Origin of the sequence: Legionella santicrucis (assembly GCF_001468135.1) — a bacterium.
In the GTDB taxonomy this organism is placed as follows: domain Bacteria; phylum Pseudomonadota; class Gammaproteobacteria; order Legionellales; family Legionellaceae; genus Legionella; species Legionella santicrucis.
Map to the genome: position 1 here is coordinate 22,098 of NZ_LNYU01000029.1, position 18,786 is coordinate 40,883.

The following is an 18,786-nucleotide window of genomic DNA, read 5'->3' on the forward strand; positions in this document are numbered from 1 at the left end:
GGAGGTTCTTTATGCAACAAATAATATCAATAGCCATGCTATTAACCATAATGTTACCTAGCCAAGCAGGAAATGTTACACAGATCAACCGATACGCTACTGTCTCCAATAAGCCTCTGACTGCTCAGATTAATCCCTTAAAAGCAGTTCAACAGATGCATTTTCCTTTATCCATACATACCATAGGGGAAGCAGTAAGTTACTGGCTGCGCTATTCAGGATATCACCTTGCTCCTAAAGAAAAACAAAGCGAAAGCCTACAACAAGTTTTTCAACAACCACTACCCCAAGTTAGCAGAAATTTAGGTCCTTTAACGATTGAGGATGGTCTGACTGTTTTGGTCGGTCAGCATCTATTCAAACTGAAACAGGATGATCTGTTAAGGGAAATCAATTTTAGCCTAATTGCAAGGAGAGCTAGATGAGAAAATATCTGGATCTTAAATGGCTAAGCCTACTTTTGTTGCATGTGCTGTTATTTGCGTTTATATGTCTAAAAAACCAACCTTCTACTAATAACCACGAGCTTAAAGAACTTGGTGCACGATTAACCACAGTACAAGCTCAACTCAAACAACCAATTGAACAACCAGATTTTTCACCTATCACTCAAAATTTGAAACAGATGGGTGAATTCATTCAACAGTTACAAAACAAAGACGATCATCAATTAGGTGAATTATTTACCACCGAACAAATCGCTATTAAAAAACGACTTGATAGCATTACCGACTTGTTGCGTCACCTGGATGATAAGAAACAGCCTGTCAAAATGCTTCCTCCCAGCCAGTTACCATTTAATGTTTTAAGCATAGATAGTATTCAAGAGGTTTCCGTAGCCTCGATATCGTACCACTACAAAACTCAAGCCGTGGAAAAAGGCGATTCATTAGCCGGTTGGAAAGTCTTTGAAGTCGACTTCGCAAAGCAAACTATAGAATTTGAAAATGTTAGCAAAGCACATGTTCTGGTTCGCTTGAATCAACAAGGGGGGAGTCATGATTAAGCTATCCACATTGACAATCGGGTTATTTCTTGGACAACACGCCATTGCCGGTTTGTATATCCCAGGAATTGTCACTCCATCTATGCATGGAGCTAATAATGCTCTGGATAAAGCCGGTCTGGCTGAATTTCATGATGAAGTCACTGAAGACAAAGACCTGCAATTGAACGAAAGCTAAAAATTAGAAGCCAAATCCTGGGGATTGAGTGAGACAGAAGAAAAACGTTATTTGCAATTAATGCAAAGTCGAAGTGGGATCTACTACAAAGACCTGCGCATGACACCGGTTGATATTCTTGGGCTTAATGCCAGAAACGATACTGAACGTGCGCATTTCGCAGAAGTTGCAGCAAAGCAAGAAGCCCAAAAGGTGGCGCAAAATATAGCTTGGAACAACGCTTTTTCTAAAGCTTATAACCAACTATTCGAGAATATACCGGTAGTGGGTAATTTTGATCCATCCCCTTACTCACCTTATGCACATCACCCCATTCAATTGAAAGAAGGTGAAACGCTCTATTTCTTTATAAGACCTGATGACTCGGTAACAACGATTTTGTTACAACTCATTGATGCGATTAATCGCACACCAAATACTCGACTCAATTTGCTCTTTCTGGATATGAACAACAGTGCCATCCAACTATGGGCCAATAGACATCAACTCCCCATCAATTTGGTAACCAATCAGCAAATTACGCTTAACCCAGGTAGCCAACAATATGAGGGATTAAATCTAAGTAAGAAACAAACACCCCTTCTATTACTAACCAATGGAAAAATGTCGCAAGTCATCGATTTAGGGAGATTTTAATGATTAGGATTTTGATCTTGCTGTTAGTCACCATGAATGTTCATAGCATGGATGTGATTCCTTTAACTTTATCGCACAGCGATGTTTCTTTGAGACTAAATCTATCTAGTCCGATTGGCGTACCCGCAAAAAGCAAAGCTACCGTGGGTAAAGTAAGTAACAAAAAATTGGAGTCTGATCTCTTAAACATAGCTGTATTTGTCATAGGTGCAGATAGAGAGTCCATCAAATGGTTAGAAGAGCATCAAGAAAAATTAAAATCAATGCAAGCTACAGGCTTTATCACTAATGTGAATGACTTTGAAAGCATTGTAGCGCTACAAGAAAAGTTCAAATTACCTTTATTACCAGTCAATGTTGATCCACTACTGAACTACATTCATGAGCCACATTATCCCTTAATCATTGCTGAGGGGGCTGTATGGCAGTGAAGCAATACTCGAGAAAAATGACCATGCAATTAACTGTAGTTCTGTTTCTGGGATGGTTGGCACTAATTATATGGGCAGTAAGCCAATGGCTGCTTCATGGTTATCCATTTGCATTTGATATGGTCAATGACCTTGTTAACACCCAAAGAAATGCTATTACTCCTGTTTATCAAGGTTCTCTATTGGCAGATCTACCCTTAGATATCAAACCAAGCTTGGCGATAACCATTCCTTACTTAAACAAATTAGCCATTAATGAGTTTGCAGCATATTTACTCGAAAAATTACAACAATTTTCTCAGCTGGTTTTATTAAGCAGCCAATGTCTCTTAATCAAACTTGTCATTTTGTTTGCGGCTATGCCTCTATTTGCATTGACGATGATTGCAGGTCTTGTTGATGGTCTTAATCAAAGGGCCATACGCACTGCTTGTTTAGGCCGTGAGTCCTCTTATGTCTTCCATCGGCTCAATCACTATTTGAAAAAATTATTAATAATTTTACTGATACTTTGGCTTGCCCTGCCCATCAGCATTACACCTGCTTATGTCTTTGTACCTATCAGCTTACTTATAGGTTTAATGGTAGCCATGACAGCCAGTCGCTTTAAAAAGTATTTATAAGGAGAAACCATGAAACGATTACTGTCCTTAATCATAATGACAACTAGCCTACACAGCTGGGCTAATAACCCAGATTTAAATGAAACCTTAATACGCATCATTAACCAAATTAACGCCATCATGCCTCTACTTGATGAAGCGCAAACTCAGATCACACCTAATGCCCGTATCCAATTGCAAATTGAAGGATTTGAGGATGCACAAAATAAACATCATGCGGGCTTACGAGAAGATTTACTAAATATTCGTAATGGTCTGATTGATTACATTAACCAGCCCATCATTGCCCCTCGCAAGATAAAAGCGTTGGAAATGGATTTTGTGAGGAAACCATAATGAGTAAAGACGAAATAGCCAGAATGTTTGCCACCACCTTTAGACAAGCAAGCAATAACATCTCGGCTCATGTCTTTTCCAGCTGTATCCGCTTTATTGCCATATCCCTGGTGATTCTCGCGGTGATGTGGTCCATCAACCACATGATGGGCGCGGAGGAAAAACAACAACAAGGTTACTTGCTGCGCCTTGGCTCTCGACTCGTCAGGCTCGTAGTTGGCCTGATGCTCTTCATTTTAGTGTTATTTGTTAAGGAGACAACATGAAAACAAAACTTCGCTCAATCTACCTTGGTGTGGTCAGTCTGTTTTATGCCCCAATAATACTGGCAGATGTCTGGTTCCCTAAGATTTCCGATGCGGACAACATCGGGGATGGCTCCAAAAGCATGATGTCAGTGACAGGGAATTACGTCAAACAAGGTCTGGGATTACTACTGTTCATTACAGCAGTGGTTACATTCATCAAATTCATTACCACAGTACAACATGGTATTGAAGAATCCAAAAAGAATGAAGGTTCTATGGTTGCTTTCGGTACTTTTGCCGTAATGGGCATCACGTATTTAGCCATTAGCATCGCTTCTGGTTATGTGGGATACACCATGATTACCAAGTTCAGAATATAGGAGGTGTAATCATGAGTCAGCCTTCTTCACGTCATCTGTCACATGACTTCCCAGCTTGGAAAGGCTTAAGCCTTCGAGAGTTGTTTTGGATTGTTATCACCACTACCCCGGTAACTACTTTGTTCTTCATCCTTTTGGGATCACTAGTAGGGTTTCCTCTAGCCTCTGGCTGTATTGGTTTTGTGGTTGGATTCATTCTATCTATTACCGTGTGGCCAAAAGGAATTGCTCGCATCAAAGCGGGCAAACCCCATGGTTATGTGATGAAACAAACTATTCAATGGATGGTGCGATTAAGGCTCAAACATTCACCCTGGATTCATTATCAGGGTCAATGGCAAAAGAATAAATCTGTTGGAGAGCCTCATGTTTGAATACTGGAAAAAGATTGACAGTCTGCAACACCATAACCGTTTACTGCTGGTATTTATCGGGGTGTTATCAGTCATGGTTCTCGCTTTGATTATTACCATAATAACTATGCCTAAACGCTATGAATTTTGGCTCAGCCCTGATATGGCTGCAAATGGCGGCCTCATGAAAGCAAGCGACATTCCTAATGAATACGTGCAAGGATATGTGACTTCATTAATGCCAACACTATACAGCTGGACTAATAAGGGCAAAGATGAATTCACTCAAAACATTAAAGCGTTTCATTATTACTTCACGCTGCGTCATGAGCAGTTACTCCGTGAAACCCTGGCTGCTTATAAGAACGCTCAATTGTTTGACCGTACCCAAATTGCAAGCCTCTACCGTTTTATGGAACCGCAGGATATTCAAAAAATCGGTCCAAATACTTGGGAAGTAAAATTAATACTGCGCATTACTCAAAGGCTAAAAGATAACTCCGCTATGGTCATTGCTGACAAAGTGGTTGCCTATCATCTTCGCGTAGTCAAATTAAACTTATCTCGCCTACACAACCCTTTCCAATTAGCCCTAGATGGTTATACCCGTCCTGAAGAACGTTTACAGGATTTACTGGTCGACACGGAGGAACACCATGAGACTCATTAAACTTGCCCTTGTTACTCTGGGTTGGATTTTTATGCACTTAAGCTTTGCCCTACAAAGTGAGCATTTAGTTTGGGAAAAAGTTCCGCTAACGATTGAGCTACCGCTTAATAAAGAAAGACTAGTTCAGTTTCCACAAACCATTAAAATTATTGATGAGCAGTTGAGTACAAACCTCGATATATTAAAAGTCAAAGGCAGTTTGTATCTTAAAGCCAAAGAATCATTCAAAGACTCTCGTTTGATTGTCCAGCTATTGCCTGAAGGTGAAGTGGTAATTCTTAACCTCAATGCCAATGAAAAGGCAATCAACACAACTCCGATTGAAATCCTGAGTGATGATCATCAAAGTGCCCATAATTCTGGAGCTAATCAATACGAATATAATGCCATTCAATTAACTCGTTTTGCTATTCAAGCATTGTACTCACCAGAGCGTGTCAGAGAAATTCCAGAAGGGATTTATCGTACTCCCATGCAAACTAATAAAACCATTCCATTATTTTATGGAGCAAGTATTGAAGCACATCCATTAGCATCCTGGCGTGGAGGCAATCTTTATGTCACCGCAGTCGATTTGAAAAACTTATTCAATATGCCAGTGAGTCTGCAATTTTCCAAACTAATGGGGCATTGGCAAACAGCTAGCTTCTATCCGAAAAATCAGTTGCCCGCACGCAGTCGACATGAAAGCACTACGGTCATTTTAGTATCTGATCAGCCTTTTGCAGCAGCACTTACTCACCACGCGAGGTACAGCCGATGAATAAAAATCATGGCATAAAAATTCTAGCAGGCTCTGTGGTCTTTGCGGTGATTATGATTCTTATGAATAGCCGTCATAGCATACCTGTTAGTGACAACACACAAAATCCCAATAATTTTGGCGAAGCCATAGCAAGCCAATTTAATGACAATATCCGTGATGTTTCTGCTCGCTTACTAGAAACAGAAAAGAAAATGGTGCAAATACACAAAGAAAACAAATTACTACAAAAACAATTAAAACAACCCAAACCAGAAGTCAGTCATAATCTAAAAGAAGAACTGCAAGCACTAAAAGAACAACTGACTTCATTGACCGCACATCAATCACAATCCTATCCAATGGAAGACAGCCCTGCGCCACAATCAGGACAAATCAAAGATCTGGATACTCTACTTGATAAGGCCCCAACAGAAAACCAAACCCTCACAGAACCTGAAACATCCACCAAAGAAGAGAGACCAACCAAAACGCCGTTTTATACCATTCCTGCTGGCAGTGATTTTAGCAAAATCACACTCTTATCAGCCTTAATCGGTGAAGTGCCTGTAGAAGGTAAACTCATGCAACCTCTATTCCCATTCACTGCGATCATCAGTCGAGGTAATTTAATGACCGCTAATGGGATGCAACTACCTGAAGAAATCACCGGCATGAAAATCAGCGGTTATTCCATTGGTGTCGGATCGTTTCTGGATAATATCAGTTGTGTTCGTGCGTATGTCACCTCAGCCTTATTTGTCTTTGAAGATGGACATTTTGTGACTATAGGCCAAGAGCAAATGAAAAGCTCAGCTGAGCTCGTCAATAATGACAGCATCGGTTACCTAACCACTCAATTCGGCAATCCCTGTATCAAAGGCCAGTACATCACAAATGCTCCTAGAGTTTTAGCTGCCTTCATGGCTGCAGGTGGTATTCAAGGCGCAGGGACAGCTTTGTCTAAATGGCAAATGAGTTATCAGGCTGAAGGGGGTTCTGCAACTACTACTCCTACAGGAGATTTAGCTCACTTTGCTGCTGGTGGTGCAATCAATGAAGGCAGCCAAAAGATTACAGATTGGCTTGAAAAAAGAATCCAGGGCAGTTTCGATATGGTTTTTGTCCCTGCCAGCATCCGCAGTCCTTTAGGATTTATTCCTAATCAGCTCAGTTTACATTTCAGCCAAACAATAGCCATTGATAAAGAACACGAAGGGAGAGTATTAGATTATGGTTACCATCAACAAAAAAACTTTGATAATGCTTTGCGCTAGCCTGGCTTTAAACGCCTGTTCCACTGCCAAGATGTCGCAAAGCGCGATTCCTGAACAAGGTTTAACAGTCAGCCAACTGTATCAACAAAGCCAACACCACCCCATACAAAAACCAGTTTATCATAAGGTGAGCTTCGATAACTTAGGAGAAGAGTTCAAACAACTACCCAACGCTGAAGTTCCTATTCATGTTTTTGCACATGTCGCGCATTTAGGCGATGAGCAAATCATCAAGCCTTCTTACACCACACGCTTCTTCCTGTATAAGCAAAACCAGTATGCCTTGGCATCAGAGCTGTATTAAGGAGGCTACATGAAATTATTAGCCAACTGGTTGCTTGGGGGAAAAAATCTCCAGGCCATGAAAGAAAAAGACATTAAAAATGGGTATACCAATCCGCTACCTTCTTTTCCAGACCGGTTTGCGATTGTCGATTTTAATGAGCAAGAACAAGTGTTTTTATTTGCTGATGGCAAAAGCTTAGGTTCTGGTTTCGAGTTAGGAGATATCCCAGCAGAAGCAGCTGCGCCCGAATATCTGCAAGCAGTATTTAACAAAATTCGAGATACCTTTGCATCTGTGGTCCCTTTACATACTACTGATCCTTGGGTATTACAGATGTTTGTCCAAGATGAATATTGCCTCGATCCTGTTATGGACCATATCAAAGCCCATATTCCAGCGGCTCTTAAAAACAGCCCATTAACCCAAGACTACCTAAAAAGATTACATGATCTCTATACCAAAATGACTAAACCAGAAGGATTGTTTCTCGATCCTAAAACCGGATCACCCTACCGTGGTCGCAGACGGCGTATTCGTGTCCTGTTTTACCGGCAATTACACCAAACCATAATTACTCGAGAACAAGCCCTACAGGAACACCAAGAGGTCATCAGTCTGATTGAATGTAAATTACGATCGCCTGGCTTAGAAATCAAACGCCTTAAAGGCCAGGATTATTATCAATGGTGGGTTCGCTGGTTTAACCCACAATCAGCGGATCAGATTTTAAAGCAATATCCTTATCCCAATCCCCTACCTGCTGGTTTTAATCTGGCCCAAAACGTCCTATTTTCACCACCAGAAAGTGATGCAGATGGATTTATCTTTGATGGAACGAAACAACGTATTTTATACGTTGATGGCTTAAAGGAAGCTCCTATCATTGGATTAGTCTCTCGTGAAAGACAACAAGCAAACCCCAAACACCGCTATGCACTTTTAGATACCTTGCCTGAAGGAAGTATCTATACCATTCAAGTAGTGTTTAGCCATGATGCTAATTTAGATGCACATCTCTCCCAGCTTGAAAAAGGGATAGTCGGAACCAGCCTAAAGCCCGAGCAAGTACGAAATGATATCAAGACGGCTCGTAATGAATTGAGTACGGGCAATAGGTTATTCTGGGTCAATCAAGCCGTTTTTTACCATGCAAAAAGCGATTCAGATACCCAAAATATCGAAAAGCAACTGCATAATATTTTCAATGAAGCGAAAATGCCGTTGATTCATTCAGACTATGATATTCATCCTCTGAACTCTTGGCTTAATGCCCTACCCTTTAACTTTAATCCCCATTATGCTCGTAAATACCTATGCTTTGATCGCTTAATGTACGCCACTGAATTAGCAGCCTTACTTCCCGTCTATGGCCGGAATCAAGGTGCTAGACACCTGCCCTGCTTTCCCTTTTTTAATCGCTTAGGTGAACCAGTGTTTTTTGATTTATTGCATCATGATTTTATCAGCCAAAACTCACATTGTGCCATTTTCGCGAACTCTGGTGGAGGTAAATCCGTCCTAATTGGTTGGATGATTCAATCTCTATTGGCTATGAAAAATGCCCGAGTAGTATTGTTTGAAATGGGGAACTCTTTTGACCGCATGTTAACGCACTGTCAAAAACATGGACTTCAAGAAAAACAATTACTTTTAACCAATCAGAAAGACAAAGCTATACCACTTAATCCATTTTGTGATGCTTACAAAGCCTTGCCTGAAATCAGCGAACAATCAGATTTCATTGCCATGGCACTGCAAAAACTTAAAGCAGAACAATCTCTCCCTGCGTCCGAAGAGGAGTTGAACTGTAAAAATGAATCACGTTCCTATCTGGCTGAATTAGCCCTAGCTTTGAGAACCATGATTACTGAAGCCAATGTTCGTGAAGAAGAACAATTTACACTGGCAGATGAAACACTGCTCATAGAAATTTTAAGTGATGCCATTTATGACTCAGCGCAAAAAAATATTTCACAAATGCTTACTGAGCATGTGTTGGCTGCTTTTGAGCGACGCATTGCTTCAGAGACAATCCTTCGTAAAAAAGAACGACTGCACGATATGGCTGACCGATTGAGAAGTTATGTCATTAATACAGCCAAATCACGTTTTTTTAATGTGCCTACTGAACCATTAGATGACTTCGATATTTTCCATATTGATATTTCAGCAATAAAAGATGATAGAGGTAAATTAGCTTTAGTCATGGTCTCACTGTTGCCAAGAATTCTGGCTATGGCAGAACGCACCCAAAATGAAACTCGACCTATGTTTCTCATTATTGACGAAGCTCATTTGCAATTCGAGATCGATGTCATTGTGTCCTATGCCACCCTAATTGCCAAAGTGGCACGTAAATTGGGGCTTTGGTTGATTCCTTTAACCCAAAATATTGCGGACATGAGTTCTGCTAAAGCAACCAAGATCCTATCACTGATTGAAACCTGGATTGCGTTAGGTTTGGATGAAAATGAGCTCACCAACATTAAAAAATTTAAAACCCTTACCCCACAACAAGAAGCGCTTATTCGAGATATTGACTCCCAAAAAGGGTTGTACTCAGAAGCAGTCCTGCTAGGTTCTCGTTATCAAGGATTGTTTCGCGTCATCCCACCACGCTACCTACTGGCTTTGTTAATGACAGAAAAAAATGAAAAAGCCGCGCGTAATGAGTTGGAGAAAGAACATGATGTCCTTGCTGCCGCTGAAATCATGGCTCAAAAATTGGAACAGCCCAAAGCAGATTCTAATAATCGGGCTTACTTTTATGATTAATACCTTATATGCCAAAGAAAGCACTAGCCCACCCAGTCCAGTGAATACATTCACCATTAGCGCTCGTGTATTACAAAAAATATTTCGCAACAGCCACTATAAAGTGATTGGCTCTTGCACCTGGTCAGTGGGATATTTGCCACCAAAATTAGTAGTAACTCCTGCTGTTGAGCAATTCTTACCTGACTTAGTGATCACGGTAAGCAATAAGCCAGATGAAAATCCCTGGATAGAAGTCAGAGCACTTTATGAAAACTCAGCCAGCAGAGCTTTATATCAAAAGGTTTATAAAGCAGCAACTGGATTTGAACTGGGATTTGGTAATGACACTGGACAAACTACTGATATGCATATCAATGATGAACGAACACGAATTGTTGATGTTATAGGCAGTCCTGCCGGATTTTACCGTTTACCCTATCTTTCCCATAAAGCTGAGACGGGATTTGGTATGCCTTATTATCTTGCAGAAGCCGATGCTGTAATGGATCGAACTGAAGCAGCAGAAATTTTATATATGGCTACTCATCCTCATCTGCTTATCAACCATGAAATTGGCACAGTCACACAACATTGGGGCTCAGAAATTCCAAGGCTAATGCGTGTCACTCAACCATACAATTTTAGGGCTTCAGTTGTTGCAGCCATGCATGCTGCTGATATTGTCACCAACAAAAACTCTTTGCATGTGACCAAATCAACCCGTAATTCATGTGGCAAAAACTGTGCTGTCGCTAATGTCATCTATGATCCTAAAAATACTAAAGTCATTTGGCAGGAAGTTTATCCGCTAAACCGCACCATACATCCTGGTGATACTAATGATTTCGGCACAAAAGATGAGAAAGCAGGTAATGGAAACTATGTCTTTGTCTTATGGCGAAAATATCGAGGCTGTATCCAAAACAAAGGCAAGCTTGTGAAGTTCTTAACCTTCCCAAAAGTGGGAAAAACTAAAAAACGATAAGGAAATTCTATGAACAGATCTTTAATTTTAACCTTACTGATTCCCACATTTACCTATGCTAGTGGTTTTATGCCCAGCCAATCTGATTACTACTATGAACTTGGAGGTACTTCCAATTTGTTTATACCTCCGGTGAATAAAGATCAAACCATTCGTATTGGTGCTGATATTGATGGCCGCATGGGATTTTCCTGTAGCGGTTTTAATCCCGTGGTTTCCATTACCAATACGTTCCAAGATTTGAAAAAATCAGCCATTAATATCCCTGGAGGTGTTATCGATAACCTAAAAGGTTCGGTTGCAGGATATCCACTTTATAAACTGCAACAATCAATGCCAGCACTTTATAATGTCATACAAAATGCTGCATCCAGTGCTCAAAGTGAATTCAATATTAAAGTCAAAGACTGTCAGGAAGTAAAACAATCATTAGAACAGCATCAATCACCAATGGAAGGAATTTTATCCGTATCAGACAGTCAAGGCTGGTTAGAAGCTGCTAAACGCGCTAAAAAAGAAAATGTTGATGTCACCGAAACAGCTAAAAGTATAGCCCAAAAGCGTGATGATTATGGCCTACCCTGGATCGGCCATGAAAAAGGAAATGCCGGAGGCAAATACCAACGCCCTATTAAAGTCATTAATGATGTAGTAATTGCGGGTTATAACATTCTCTTGGAAAGAAAACCGCTGGATTCGCTTGATAAACCGGATACAAAAACACCAATGACTCGAAGTTGGCCTACTCCCACAGATGCCGCTAATTGGGCTGTAAAAGTATTAGGAGATATTCAAGTCAGTAGCAGTGAAATCAAACTAAATCATGATGCTAAAGCAGGTATTGGCTTATCTTCTTTGTTACAAAGTTGTGCCAATGCCAATACTTGCAGCCAGAATATTGCGAAAGCACTATGGAATTTGGTGAATGGTACCTGGACTCTTACTGAAGACAATTTACGTAAGGTTAGTGCTTCAAATCTCCTGATTACCGATGAAATCATCATCACAATCCAACATCTCCCAAGAGAAGAACAATTACTGACTGTCTCCAAACTAGCCGAGGAAATTGCCGTACAAAATATGCTGGATAATGCCTTAATGATACGGCAAATTTTACAAGCTGGATTACAAGTTCAGGAAGTCCAAAACTTAAAACCTGCCATGAAAATGGTGCTTTTTGCTTTGAAAAAACTGGACGATGACATTCATTCCCTGTCTTTTGAAAATGATGTTCGTAAAAAAATGATGACTGACACACTAGGAACAATTATGGCGATTCGCCATCAGGATCAAAACAAAAACATCCCTGGTCAAGATCATGAGCAGCCTGCAGTGAAAAATGGGGCCATTTATGTTCAAGAAAAATAAAAGAGCTTCATTATGATTGTCTTTAATCCTTTATCGCTCTATACCACCTATCTTGGGTGGCAACAATATGAAGTGCTCTTTAATGCTTTATGGCAAACAGGACTTTTGTACCTTGGTTTTTTAGCTATAGGTTATCGATTTCTTAAAAATGTACTTAATCCAGCTGGAGCATTCTTTGCCGTAGAACATGCTTTGAATCATTTTCTTTATGAGCTGGCGATTACTTTCCTGATTTGCAGTCTGTTTGTCTATCCCTGTGTACCACTAGAAACTAGAGCACTTCAATTTAAACCCTTATGTGGTATGAAAATCCCTACTACTGCTGTGATAGGAGACAGCGGCACCACCTATGATGAAGCTTTTGCTGATCTCCTAACCAATCAAGTAAAAATCCCTATTGGCTTTGCCATCATCCAAAACTTCATGTCCAGTTTCACATACAGCTTAAGGTGACTTGGTATCAACCTATTTGCCTCAAGATATACGAAAACAGGCTTTGGAGTTCCACCAGCAATGTTTTATTGAAGCCAAGACTCAATTTAACAGTGAGAAACATGAGCCAAGCGAACTGGAGCCTATGCTAAAACGCTATGGTGGTGAAGACGATTTAAATTGGATGGGTTCAAAGATTCTGCAAAAAATGTATTACAGCAAACTCCATGCGCGTAAACCAGTTCCAGGATTTACCTTTAGTCAAGCGCCCAATCCGAATCTTGAAAAAGCAGCCAACCGTGGAGATATACCACTAGAACAACTTCCCGAAGAAGGTTATCCGACCTGTCAGCAATGGTGGAATAAAATACGAGGTGATCTAGTCGAAGTATCCAACAAAGCAAGTTTTTATAATCGGCATCTGAACTACTACGCCATGCTTGAACGAGTACGCCAATACAAAGCCAAGCATCCAAAAGCATGGAAAGCAGACATCACTGCTGAAGAGTTCATAGCCAAAATGCTGCTCAGTGAGAGCAAAGACATGCAAATGAACTCTGTAAAAAATCTAATGGACAACAACAATGGAAAAATTGGATCAGCCATTACTCATACACTGGTTAACTCCGGTCAATGGATCAAATCATGGACCACAACACCACTAAAACGTGAATCAATCATGCAAACCCTACCGGTGATGCAAGCATTTTTCATGTTCTTTTTAATTATCTTAACACCATTAGTTCTAGCATTGAGTTGTTATAGTCCAAGAGCATTAGGCGCTCTGAGTGCCTTATTTATAATGGCGATTTTTCTGCAATACCTCTGGCATTTAGTTGGCTTTATTGAGCGTTCAGTCCTCGACCCATTAGGTGAAAATGATGCCGTTGCCGCCATGAAAAATATGGCAGTAATGTTTTATTTTGTTGCACCTGTATTGTTGCTTAAACTCTCTAGTCATTTTGGTGGAGAAGCAGGAGCAGGATTAATGGATTTAATCGATGGCTCTGATCGAAATAGTGAAAGCATGACTCAATCAGGAATGCATGTAGCCAAAACAGGAGTAAAAATTGCTTCCAAGGGGGCCTTATGATTTGCTTAAAATACATCCTTGCGTTCAAAGGCTTCGTTATATGCACGCATACTAATCAAGCCAGCTTCATATTTCCTTCGAGCTTCAGAAACACTCATGTAACGATTGTTAGGTTTATCTTCCACAACACCAACAATTGCATTAAGCACTACAACCAAACATCGAAATACCTTTCTCATTTGGAGCCATCCCTATGATAAAAAACTACATCCGTTCAACCATTATAGTATTAGTTCAAATCCTATTACCAATAATGGCCTTGCTTGTTCTAGCACCCTTATTCATTAATACCAAAGTCATTAACCATTTACAACAACCAGTATTTCATCCTTGGTTTATTGTATTACATGCACTTTTTTACTTAACTCTCATACTTTTATGGCCAAAGGTAGCTCAACGCTTACACAAACAAAATCCAATAAATTCTGAGCAACTTAAAACTGCACTTAAAATACGCTGGTATTTACTGACTCTCTTTTTGTTTATTGATGCGCTGATGCTATGGAGAGCACTATGACAGACTACCCTATAAATAATTTATTACGAGAACCCACTGAAGCCTGGTCTGCGATTACTTGTTTTTCACTGGCATTTCTTACCTACAGTCAACCTCATTTATTTTTGCTTACTCAAAGCATGAGTACCTATGCAGGTATTACTTTAGCTATTCCTGGACTCTATAGAGCATGGCAAGCAATAAGGGTAAAACGTTACCATCACCGATTATTGACGATGCCAACTTATGCCTTATCTACATCAGAAATTCCTTTATCCAAAAACTGGTTATTTCTAGGTAAAGGATTTAGGTGGCGGCCAAGCCACACTCAAAAGCTTCATCAAATTAAACAAGTTAAAAATGAAAAATTCCTGAAGCGAGGAACTTGTTATCAAGCAGTAAGGCGATTCTGCCAAAATCATGAACATAGAAAACTAGCCAAATGGTTAAGTAGTCGTTTAAGGATTAACCCATTCAGACCAGATCCACCCGTAGGAGGAAGTTCTTTTTTACATGGTGTTGGTGAAGAAGATAAACCTGTGTACATTCCTCAAGATGTTCGCGTAGGTCATACATTTGTTGTAGGGACCACCAGAGTTGGCAAAACAAGATTGGCCAGTATTCTGATTAACCAAGACATCAGAAATGGCGATGCTGTCATTGTTGTTGATCCTAAAGGCGACCAGGAACTAGTTCGAGATATGATGGCAGCATGTGAAGTATCAGGAAGAACGGATGATTTCAAAATCGTTCATTTAGGCTTTCCAGACCAATCTGCACGATATAACCCGCTTAAAAATTATGACCAAATAAGTGAAGTGGCAACACGCATCACTGATGCTATATCTGCAGAAGGTGAAGGAAAACAGTTTGCTGCCTTTGCATGGAAATACGTCAATATAGTTGCCATTTGTTTGGAGGAAATGAACCAAGCCATTACTTATCAATCTATAGCGTTTTACATTAGCCGTTTGGATCAGTTATTAATGACCTATGCTGATGCCATTCTTCCACATCACTACTGCAACTATCATCAAGAAATTGAAACCATTACAGAAGAGCACGACAGTAAAATTGGTAAAAATAATAAAACCAAATCCCCAATGGAACGTCACCAAGCAGTTATTCAATATGTCAAAGACCACATCAACAAAACCATTAAAAACAATAATGCTGAAGCTCTACACGATCAAATCTTAATCGATCTCTACGATGCAGCCATTATGGATAAGCACTACTACGAAAAAATTACCGCAAGTGTTGGTCCTGTATTATCCGAAATTAACAAAAGTAATGCATCTAGAATTCTTTCTTCAAAGAACCAGCCAGGAGATATAGAGTTGATGGATGTGATTAAAAATAAAAAAGTGCTTTATATAGGATTGGATAGCCTCACTAATCCCAATATTGCTCAGGCAGTGGGTAAAGCATTCTTATCCGATCTTGTTTCCACAGCCGGTAAAATCTACAAAGAACCTAATGCTCGTTATACATTAAACCTACATTGTGATGAGTTATCAGAAATTATACAGAATTCATTTGTAAAAATTCTTAATAAAGCAGGTGGTGCTGGATTTCAAGTAACTGCATATGCTCAAACTATTCAAGATATGGAAGTTGCTCTTGGCTCTAAGGCTAAAGCAGAAATGTCTGAAGGTAATTTTAATACACTCATTATGCTAAGGGTTAAAAATGAAGAAACTGCTAATTTATTGGTTAAAGTCTTACCTCAAGTAGGTGTTGTTGGTCATACTCAAGTTTCGATGGTTAATGATATGCCAGGTGAAAATGATGGGGTATATTTTAACACCACGAATGAAGATCGGGTTCAAAGCTCTTTAGTGCCTATGGTAGGAGTAGATGATATTATATCTTTACCTAAAGGGCAGGCATTTATTTTAGTTAATGGTGGTGAGATTTATAAAATTAGAATTCCACTTTCACTAAACTCTTCTGAGGAAAAAAAACAAATCAGAATGACAACTTAATCGGCTCTTTACAGATGAAATTATTACACCATCTGCTTAACAAAAATTTATCACCAAGCGTGTCGCTACCTCGTTATAAATTCTGGGACATCCGAGTCCCCAGAATTCACTCGCCAACGCGACAGGTATGCCTGCGGCGCCCTGGCCCCCTGCGTCCGTTCATTTTTAAGTCCCCTACGGGACTCAAAAATACCACTACCACAATGGCTGACGCCTTTTCGGATGCCTTATATTTTCCTGCGGAAAAACATCCGGCCCTAAGGCTACCAGGGACTACGCGCCTCGGCGTTCCGCCTTCCTTGGCGTGCAGCGATAGAGAAATTAGCTAAGCAAATGGCTCAAAGGTACTTAAGAGGTTAACAAGGAATTTTTTAATTCTGTAAAAGAGCTTTTAGCAACACTAAAATATAAATCCTCTGTATTTGCAATCGATCTCATGTATTTTTTCTCCGTAAAATCTAAATAAGATTGAATCGCTTCTATTGAATGCTTATCTTTTAAATTTTTATGCCATAATTGAGTAATACCAAAGAACATCCCATCCAAATCAGAACGTTGATATTTTTTAAGCATTTTAATCACATCAGGAATATAAACTTTTTCCAGCTCTAATGATTTGTAGGCAAGTTCAAGTTTTAAACCTAAAACAAGGCGTGGCTCAATCTCAACCATTTGCTGTTCAATCTGAGTTTTACTATTAATAATCTCTTGAGCAGAATGGAAGTCGATATAACCCCGAATAATTTTATCTGCATCGCGTCGCTCAAGATTTTGATAAAGCATCTTCGCATAAAAACTTTTTAATAGTTCGTTATCATAAGTTTTATCTAAGGAATGACTGTTATTTTGATAGTAGATCATTAATCCTTGGATTAGTTTCGAGTGAATTTCAAGACTTTTAGATTCCTGATACATTTTTAAAAATCTGGGAATAACATCTTGTTCATTAGAAACAGCAAGCCTATCTATAAAAATTCCTCTTTTGGTTTCATTGACTTGAGTATTGGCTGCAAATTCCCATTCCTTTGCAATATGAGTTGGCGTTTCGTCTTGCATAGGAATATCAGCGAGCTCCACAAATCTCTCATAAGGTAAATTATTTAACTCTTCAGCAGAAAGATCGCTAAATTGTTTATCTTTACTATCAATATGAGGTGGTTTAGTAATATTTTCGAAATTACTAGGACTCAATACATCACCATTAGCATAGGGAAAAGTATAAAAGACTTTAATGGGCAACATTATTTTATTATCCATTATCTGCGAAAAACCCGCACTATAAAAATCCCAGGCTATAAACGTATCACATCGCCACATACCGCATTTAGTGGGACGCCGATTTTGAAGATTTCCTTGACCAATTACATAAGCCGTGGAGGAACTATAGGTAGGACACCACCAACTCTGGTGATAACCTTCTGCTAATGCTTTATAAGTCCCAGTAGAATAATCTCCTACACCAGAGCGACTTCCCCAATATTGTGACCGAGAAGTAAAGTTTGGGAAAGAATTAAATTGGACTACGGGACTTTCATTTAATACTTCAATTATGATTTGAGTAGGATATCCAACATCATCTCCGGTACCTAAACCAACATGCCCAATCCATCCGGCACCCGGAATTAACAGGTCACGACCTAATACATCACCTGAGGCAAGAGGTTTCCTGGCCTCCACTTGATTGGCAATAGAAATAGCAGCCAACATGAACAAAAAAATTTTTTTCATATCTTATATACCTTTAAATAAAAGAAAGAGATTAGGGATTAAGTATTTTTTTTAGTTGGTACCCGAGGCAAATTAATAAATGGACAGTAAATAAGATAATGATAAAGTAGATAAATAGTTGATTTTGACTGAAATAAGTTAAATTAAAATAAATGGGTAACAAACTTATTACAACATATCCTAAAAAAAATGTGGTTGCAAATATATTTGTGTAGAAGGAATGGTTATTAACTAATAGCAAGGCGAAAGCAGCAAAAAATAAGCCCCCTATTATGGCATATACTCCCCCTAAAATAATAACTAATGGCCACCACCCTTTGGCATCAACATTATTCACTTGGAAAATTAAAGCAATAATAAATGCTATTAAACAACTATAAGAGACGAGAAATATGTCTCGTTTAAAAGATGTTTGTTCTAAAAGAAGGCGACTATCTTTCAAAGAATTAGTAATTCTCTCTGACCAAAGCACAACGAATATGATAATAGGTAAACCAACTAGCCCTTCAATAATGCTGCTTTGCGATTCAATTTGCATCGCTACAAATGCGGCAAAATAAGCGATTATTAAAGTATTGGAGTATTTGTTCAGGTGGTACATAACTTATATCCATTTTAAGCTAATAAAAATAATAATAATTTTTATTCATCAAGGTAGCATTTTTATTTAAATAATTCAAAGTTCAATAAGCAGGCCTCATTAAATATCTATAACAAATCAGCATAAGCATCATAATTAAAATTGATTGTTGAAACAGTCCTCCCTTCATGAA

At 39.2% G+C, this 18,786-nt stretch carries 20 protein-coding genes and 2 pseudogenes; 19 read left to right on the top strand and 3 right to left on the bottom strand.

What is annotated here, in order from left to right; all coding sequences use genetic code 11:
* Positions 1-11 precede the first annotated feature (11 nt).
* The 17 genes and pseudogenes from pilL2 (at position 12) to Lsan_RS06975 (ending at position 13,801) form a co-directional block, all read left to right on the top strand.
* A complete protein-coding gene (pilL2, locus tag Lsan_RS06895) occupies positions 12-425 on the top strand; it encodes a PFGI-1 class ICE element type IV pilus protein PilL2 (protein WP_058513774.1) in 414 nt (137 codons plus the stop codon).
* Complete coding sequence (locus Lsan_RS06900) at positions 422-1,006, top strand: hypothetical protein (protein WP_058513775.1); 585 nt, start codon at positions 422-424, stop codon at positions 1,004-1,006. The genes pilL2 and Lsan_RS06900 overlap by 4 nt, the downstream gene beginning before the upstream one ends.
* Positions 999-1,820, top strand: a pseudogene (locus tag Lsan_RS06905) (TIGR03759 family integrating conjugative element protein). Before Lsan_RS06900 ends, Lsan_RS06905 begins: the two are co-directional and overlap by 8 nt.
* Positions 1,820-2,251, top strand: coding sequence for a PFL_4695 family integrating conjugative element protein (locus tag Lsan_RS06910; RefSeq protein WP_058513776.1), 432 nt, complete (start codon positions 1,820-1,822; stop codon positions 2,249-2,251). The pseudogene Lsan_RS06905 and the gene Lsan_RS06910 overlap by 1 nt, the downstream one beginning before the upstream one ends.
* Positions 2,242-2,874, top strand: a complete 633-nt coding sequence (locus tag Lsan_RS06915) for a TIGR03747 family integrating conjugative element membrane protein (protein WP_058513777.1) — start codon at positions 2,242-2,244, stop codon at positions 2,872-2,874. The genes Lsan_RS06910 and Lsan_RS06915 overlap by 10 nt, the downstream gene beginning before the upstream one ends.
* Before the next feature lie 9 nt (positions 2,875-2,883).
* Positions 2,884-3,210, top strand: a complete 327-nt coding sequence (locus Lsan_RS06920; RefSeq protein ID WP_058513778.1) for an RAQPRD family integrative conjugative element protein — start codon at positions 2,884-2,886, stop codon at positions 3,208-3,210.
* Positions 3,210-3,476: a hypothetical protein gene (locus tag Lsan_RS06925; RefSeq protein WP_058513779.1), complete on the top strand. Its 267-nt coding sequence runs from the start codon at positions 3,210-3,212 to the stop codon at positions 3,474-3,476. Before Lsan_RS06920 ends, Lsan_RS06925 begins: the two co-directional genes overlap by 1 nt.
* Complete coding sequence (locus Lsan_RS06930) at positions 3,473-3,838, top strand: hypothetical protein (protein ID WP_058513780.1); 366 nt, start codon at positions 3,473-3,475, stop codon at positions 3,836-3,838. Before Lsan_RS06925 ends, Lsan_RS06930 begins: the two co-directional genes overlap by 4 nt.
* 11 nt (positions 3,839-3,849) lie before the next feature.
* On the top strand, positions 3,850-4,212 hold the full coding sequence (locus Lsan_RS06935) for a TIGR03750 family conjugal transfer protein (RefSeq protein WP_058513781.1): 363 nt from the start codon (positions 3,850-3,852) through the stop codon (positions 4,210-4,212).
* Positions 4,205-4,861, top strand: coding sequence for a DUF2895 family protein (locus Lsan_RS06940; RefSeq protein ID WP_058513782.1), 657 nt, complete (start codon positions 4,205-4,207; stop codon positions 4,859-4,861). The genes Lsan_RS06935 and Lsan_RS06940 overlap by 8 nt, the downstream gene beginning before the upstream one ends.
* Complete coding sequence (locus Lsan_RS06945; RefSeq protein WP_058513783.1) at positions 4,848-5,624, top strand: TIGR03749 family integrating conjugative element protein; 777 nt, start codon at positions 4,848-4,850, stop codon at positions 5,622-5,624. Before Lsan_RS06940 ends, Lsan_RS06945 begins: the two co-directional genes overlap by 14 nt.
* A complete protein-coding gene (locus tag Lsan_RS06950) occupies positions 5,621-6,880 on the top strand; it encodes a TIGR03752 family integrating conjugative element protein (RefSeq protein ID WP_058513784.1) in 1,260 nt (419 codons plus the stop codon). Before Lsan_RS06945 ends, Lsan_RS06950 begins: the two co-directional genes overlap by 4 nt.
* Positions 6,837-7,184 (top strand): TIGR03751 family conjugal transfer lipoprotein, encoded by a 348-nt coding sequence (locus Lsan_RS06955; protein WP_058513785.1) that lies wholly within the window; start codon positions 6,837-6,839, stop codon positions 7,182-7,184. The genes Lsan_RS06950 and Lsan_RS06955 overlap by 44 nt, the downstream gene beginning before the upstream one ends.
* A gap of 9 nt (positions 7,185-7,193) precedes the next feature.
* Complete coding sequence (locus Lsan_RS06960) at positions 7,194-9,941, top strand: conjugative transfer ATPase (RefSeq protein ID WP_058513786.1); 2,748 nt, start codon at positions 7,194-7,196, stop codon at positions 9,939-9,941.
* Positions 9,934-10,908, top strand: coding sequence for a TIGR03756 family integrating conjugative element protein (locus tag Lsan_RS06965; protein ID WP_058513787.1), 975 nt, complete (start codon positions 9,934-9,936; stop codon positions 10,906-10,908). The genes Lsan_RS06960 and Lsan_RS06965 overlap by 8 nt, the downstream gene beginning before the upstream one ends.
* A 9-nt stretch (positions 10,909-10,917) precedes the next feature.
* Complete coding sequence (locus tag Lsan_RS06970; RefSeq protein ID WP_058513788.1) at positions 10,918-12,276, top strand: integrating conjugative element protein; 1,359 nt, start codon at positions 10,918-10,920, stop codon at positions 12,274-12,276.
* A gap of 12 nt (positions 12,277-12,288) precedes the next feature.
* Positions 12,289-13,801 (top strand): annotated as a pseudogene (locus Lsan_RS06975) (conjugal transfer protein TraG N-terminal domain-containing protein).
* Positions 13,802-13,806: 5 nt separating this feature from the next.
* Here the strand turns inward: Lsan_RS06975 and Lsan_RS22470 are convergent.
* A complete protein-coding gene (locus Lsan_RS22470) occupies positions 13,807-13,980 on the bottom strand; it encodes a hypothetical protein (RefSeq protein WP_165482594.1) in 174 nt (57 codons plus the stop codon).
* Between the two features lie 14 nt (positions 13,981-13,994).
* Between Lsan_RS22470 and Lsan_RS06980 the strand changes: the two genes are divergently transcribed.
* Positions 13,995-14,318, top strand: a complete 324-nt coding sequence (locus Lsan_RS06980; RefSeq protein ID WP_058513789.1) for a hypothetical protein — start codon at positions 13,995-13,997, stop codon at positions 14,316-14,318.
* Positions 14,315-16,285 carry a type IV conjugative transfer system coupling protein TraD gene (gene traD / locus Lsan_RS06985; RefSeq protein WP_058513790.1) on the top strand — a complete coding sequence of 657 codons (1,971 nt, stop codon included), beginning with the start codon at positions 14,315-14,317 and terminating at the stop codon, positions 16,283-16,285. Before Lsan_RS06980 ends, traD begins: the two co-directional genes overlap by 4 nt.
* Before the next feature lie 348 nt (positions 16,286-16,633).
* Here the strand turns inward: traD and Lsan_RS06990 are convergent, their stop codons facing one another.
* Together Lsan_RS06990 and Lsan_RS22900 are read right to left on the bottom strand one after the other, a co-directional pair.
* Positions 16,634-18,013: a hypothetical protein gene (locus Lsan_RS06990; protein ID WP_058513791.1), complete on the bottom strand. Its 1,380-nt coding sequence runs from the start codon at positions 18,011-18,013 to the stop codon at positions 16,634-16,636.
* Positions 18,014-18,044: 31 nt separating this feature from the next.
* A complete protein-coding gene (locus tag Lsan_RS22900; protein WP_237762066.1) occupies positions 18,045-18,614 on the bottom strand; it encodes a hypothetical protein in 570 nt (189 codons plus the stop codon).
* Between the last annotated feature and the right edge of the window lie 172 nt (positions 18,615-18,786).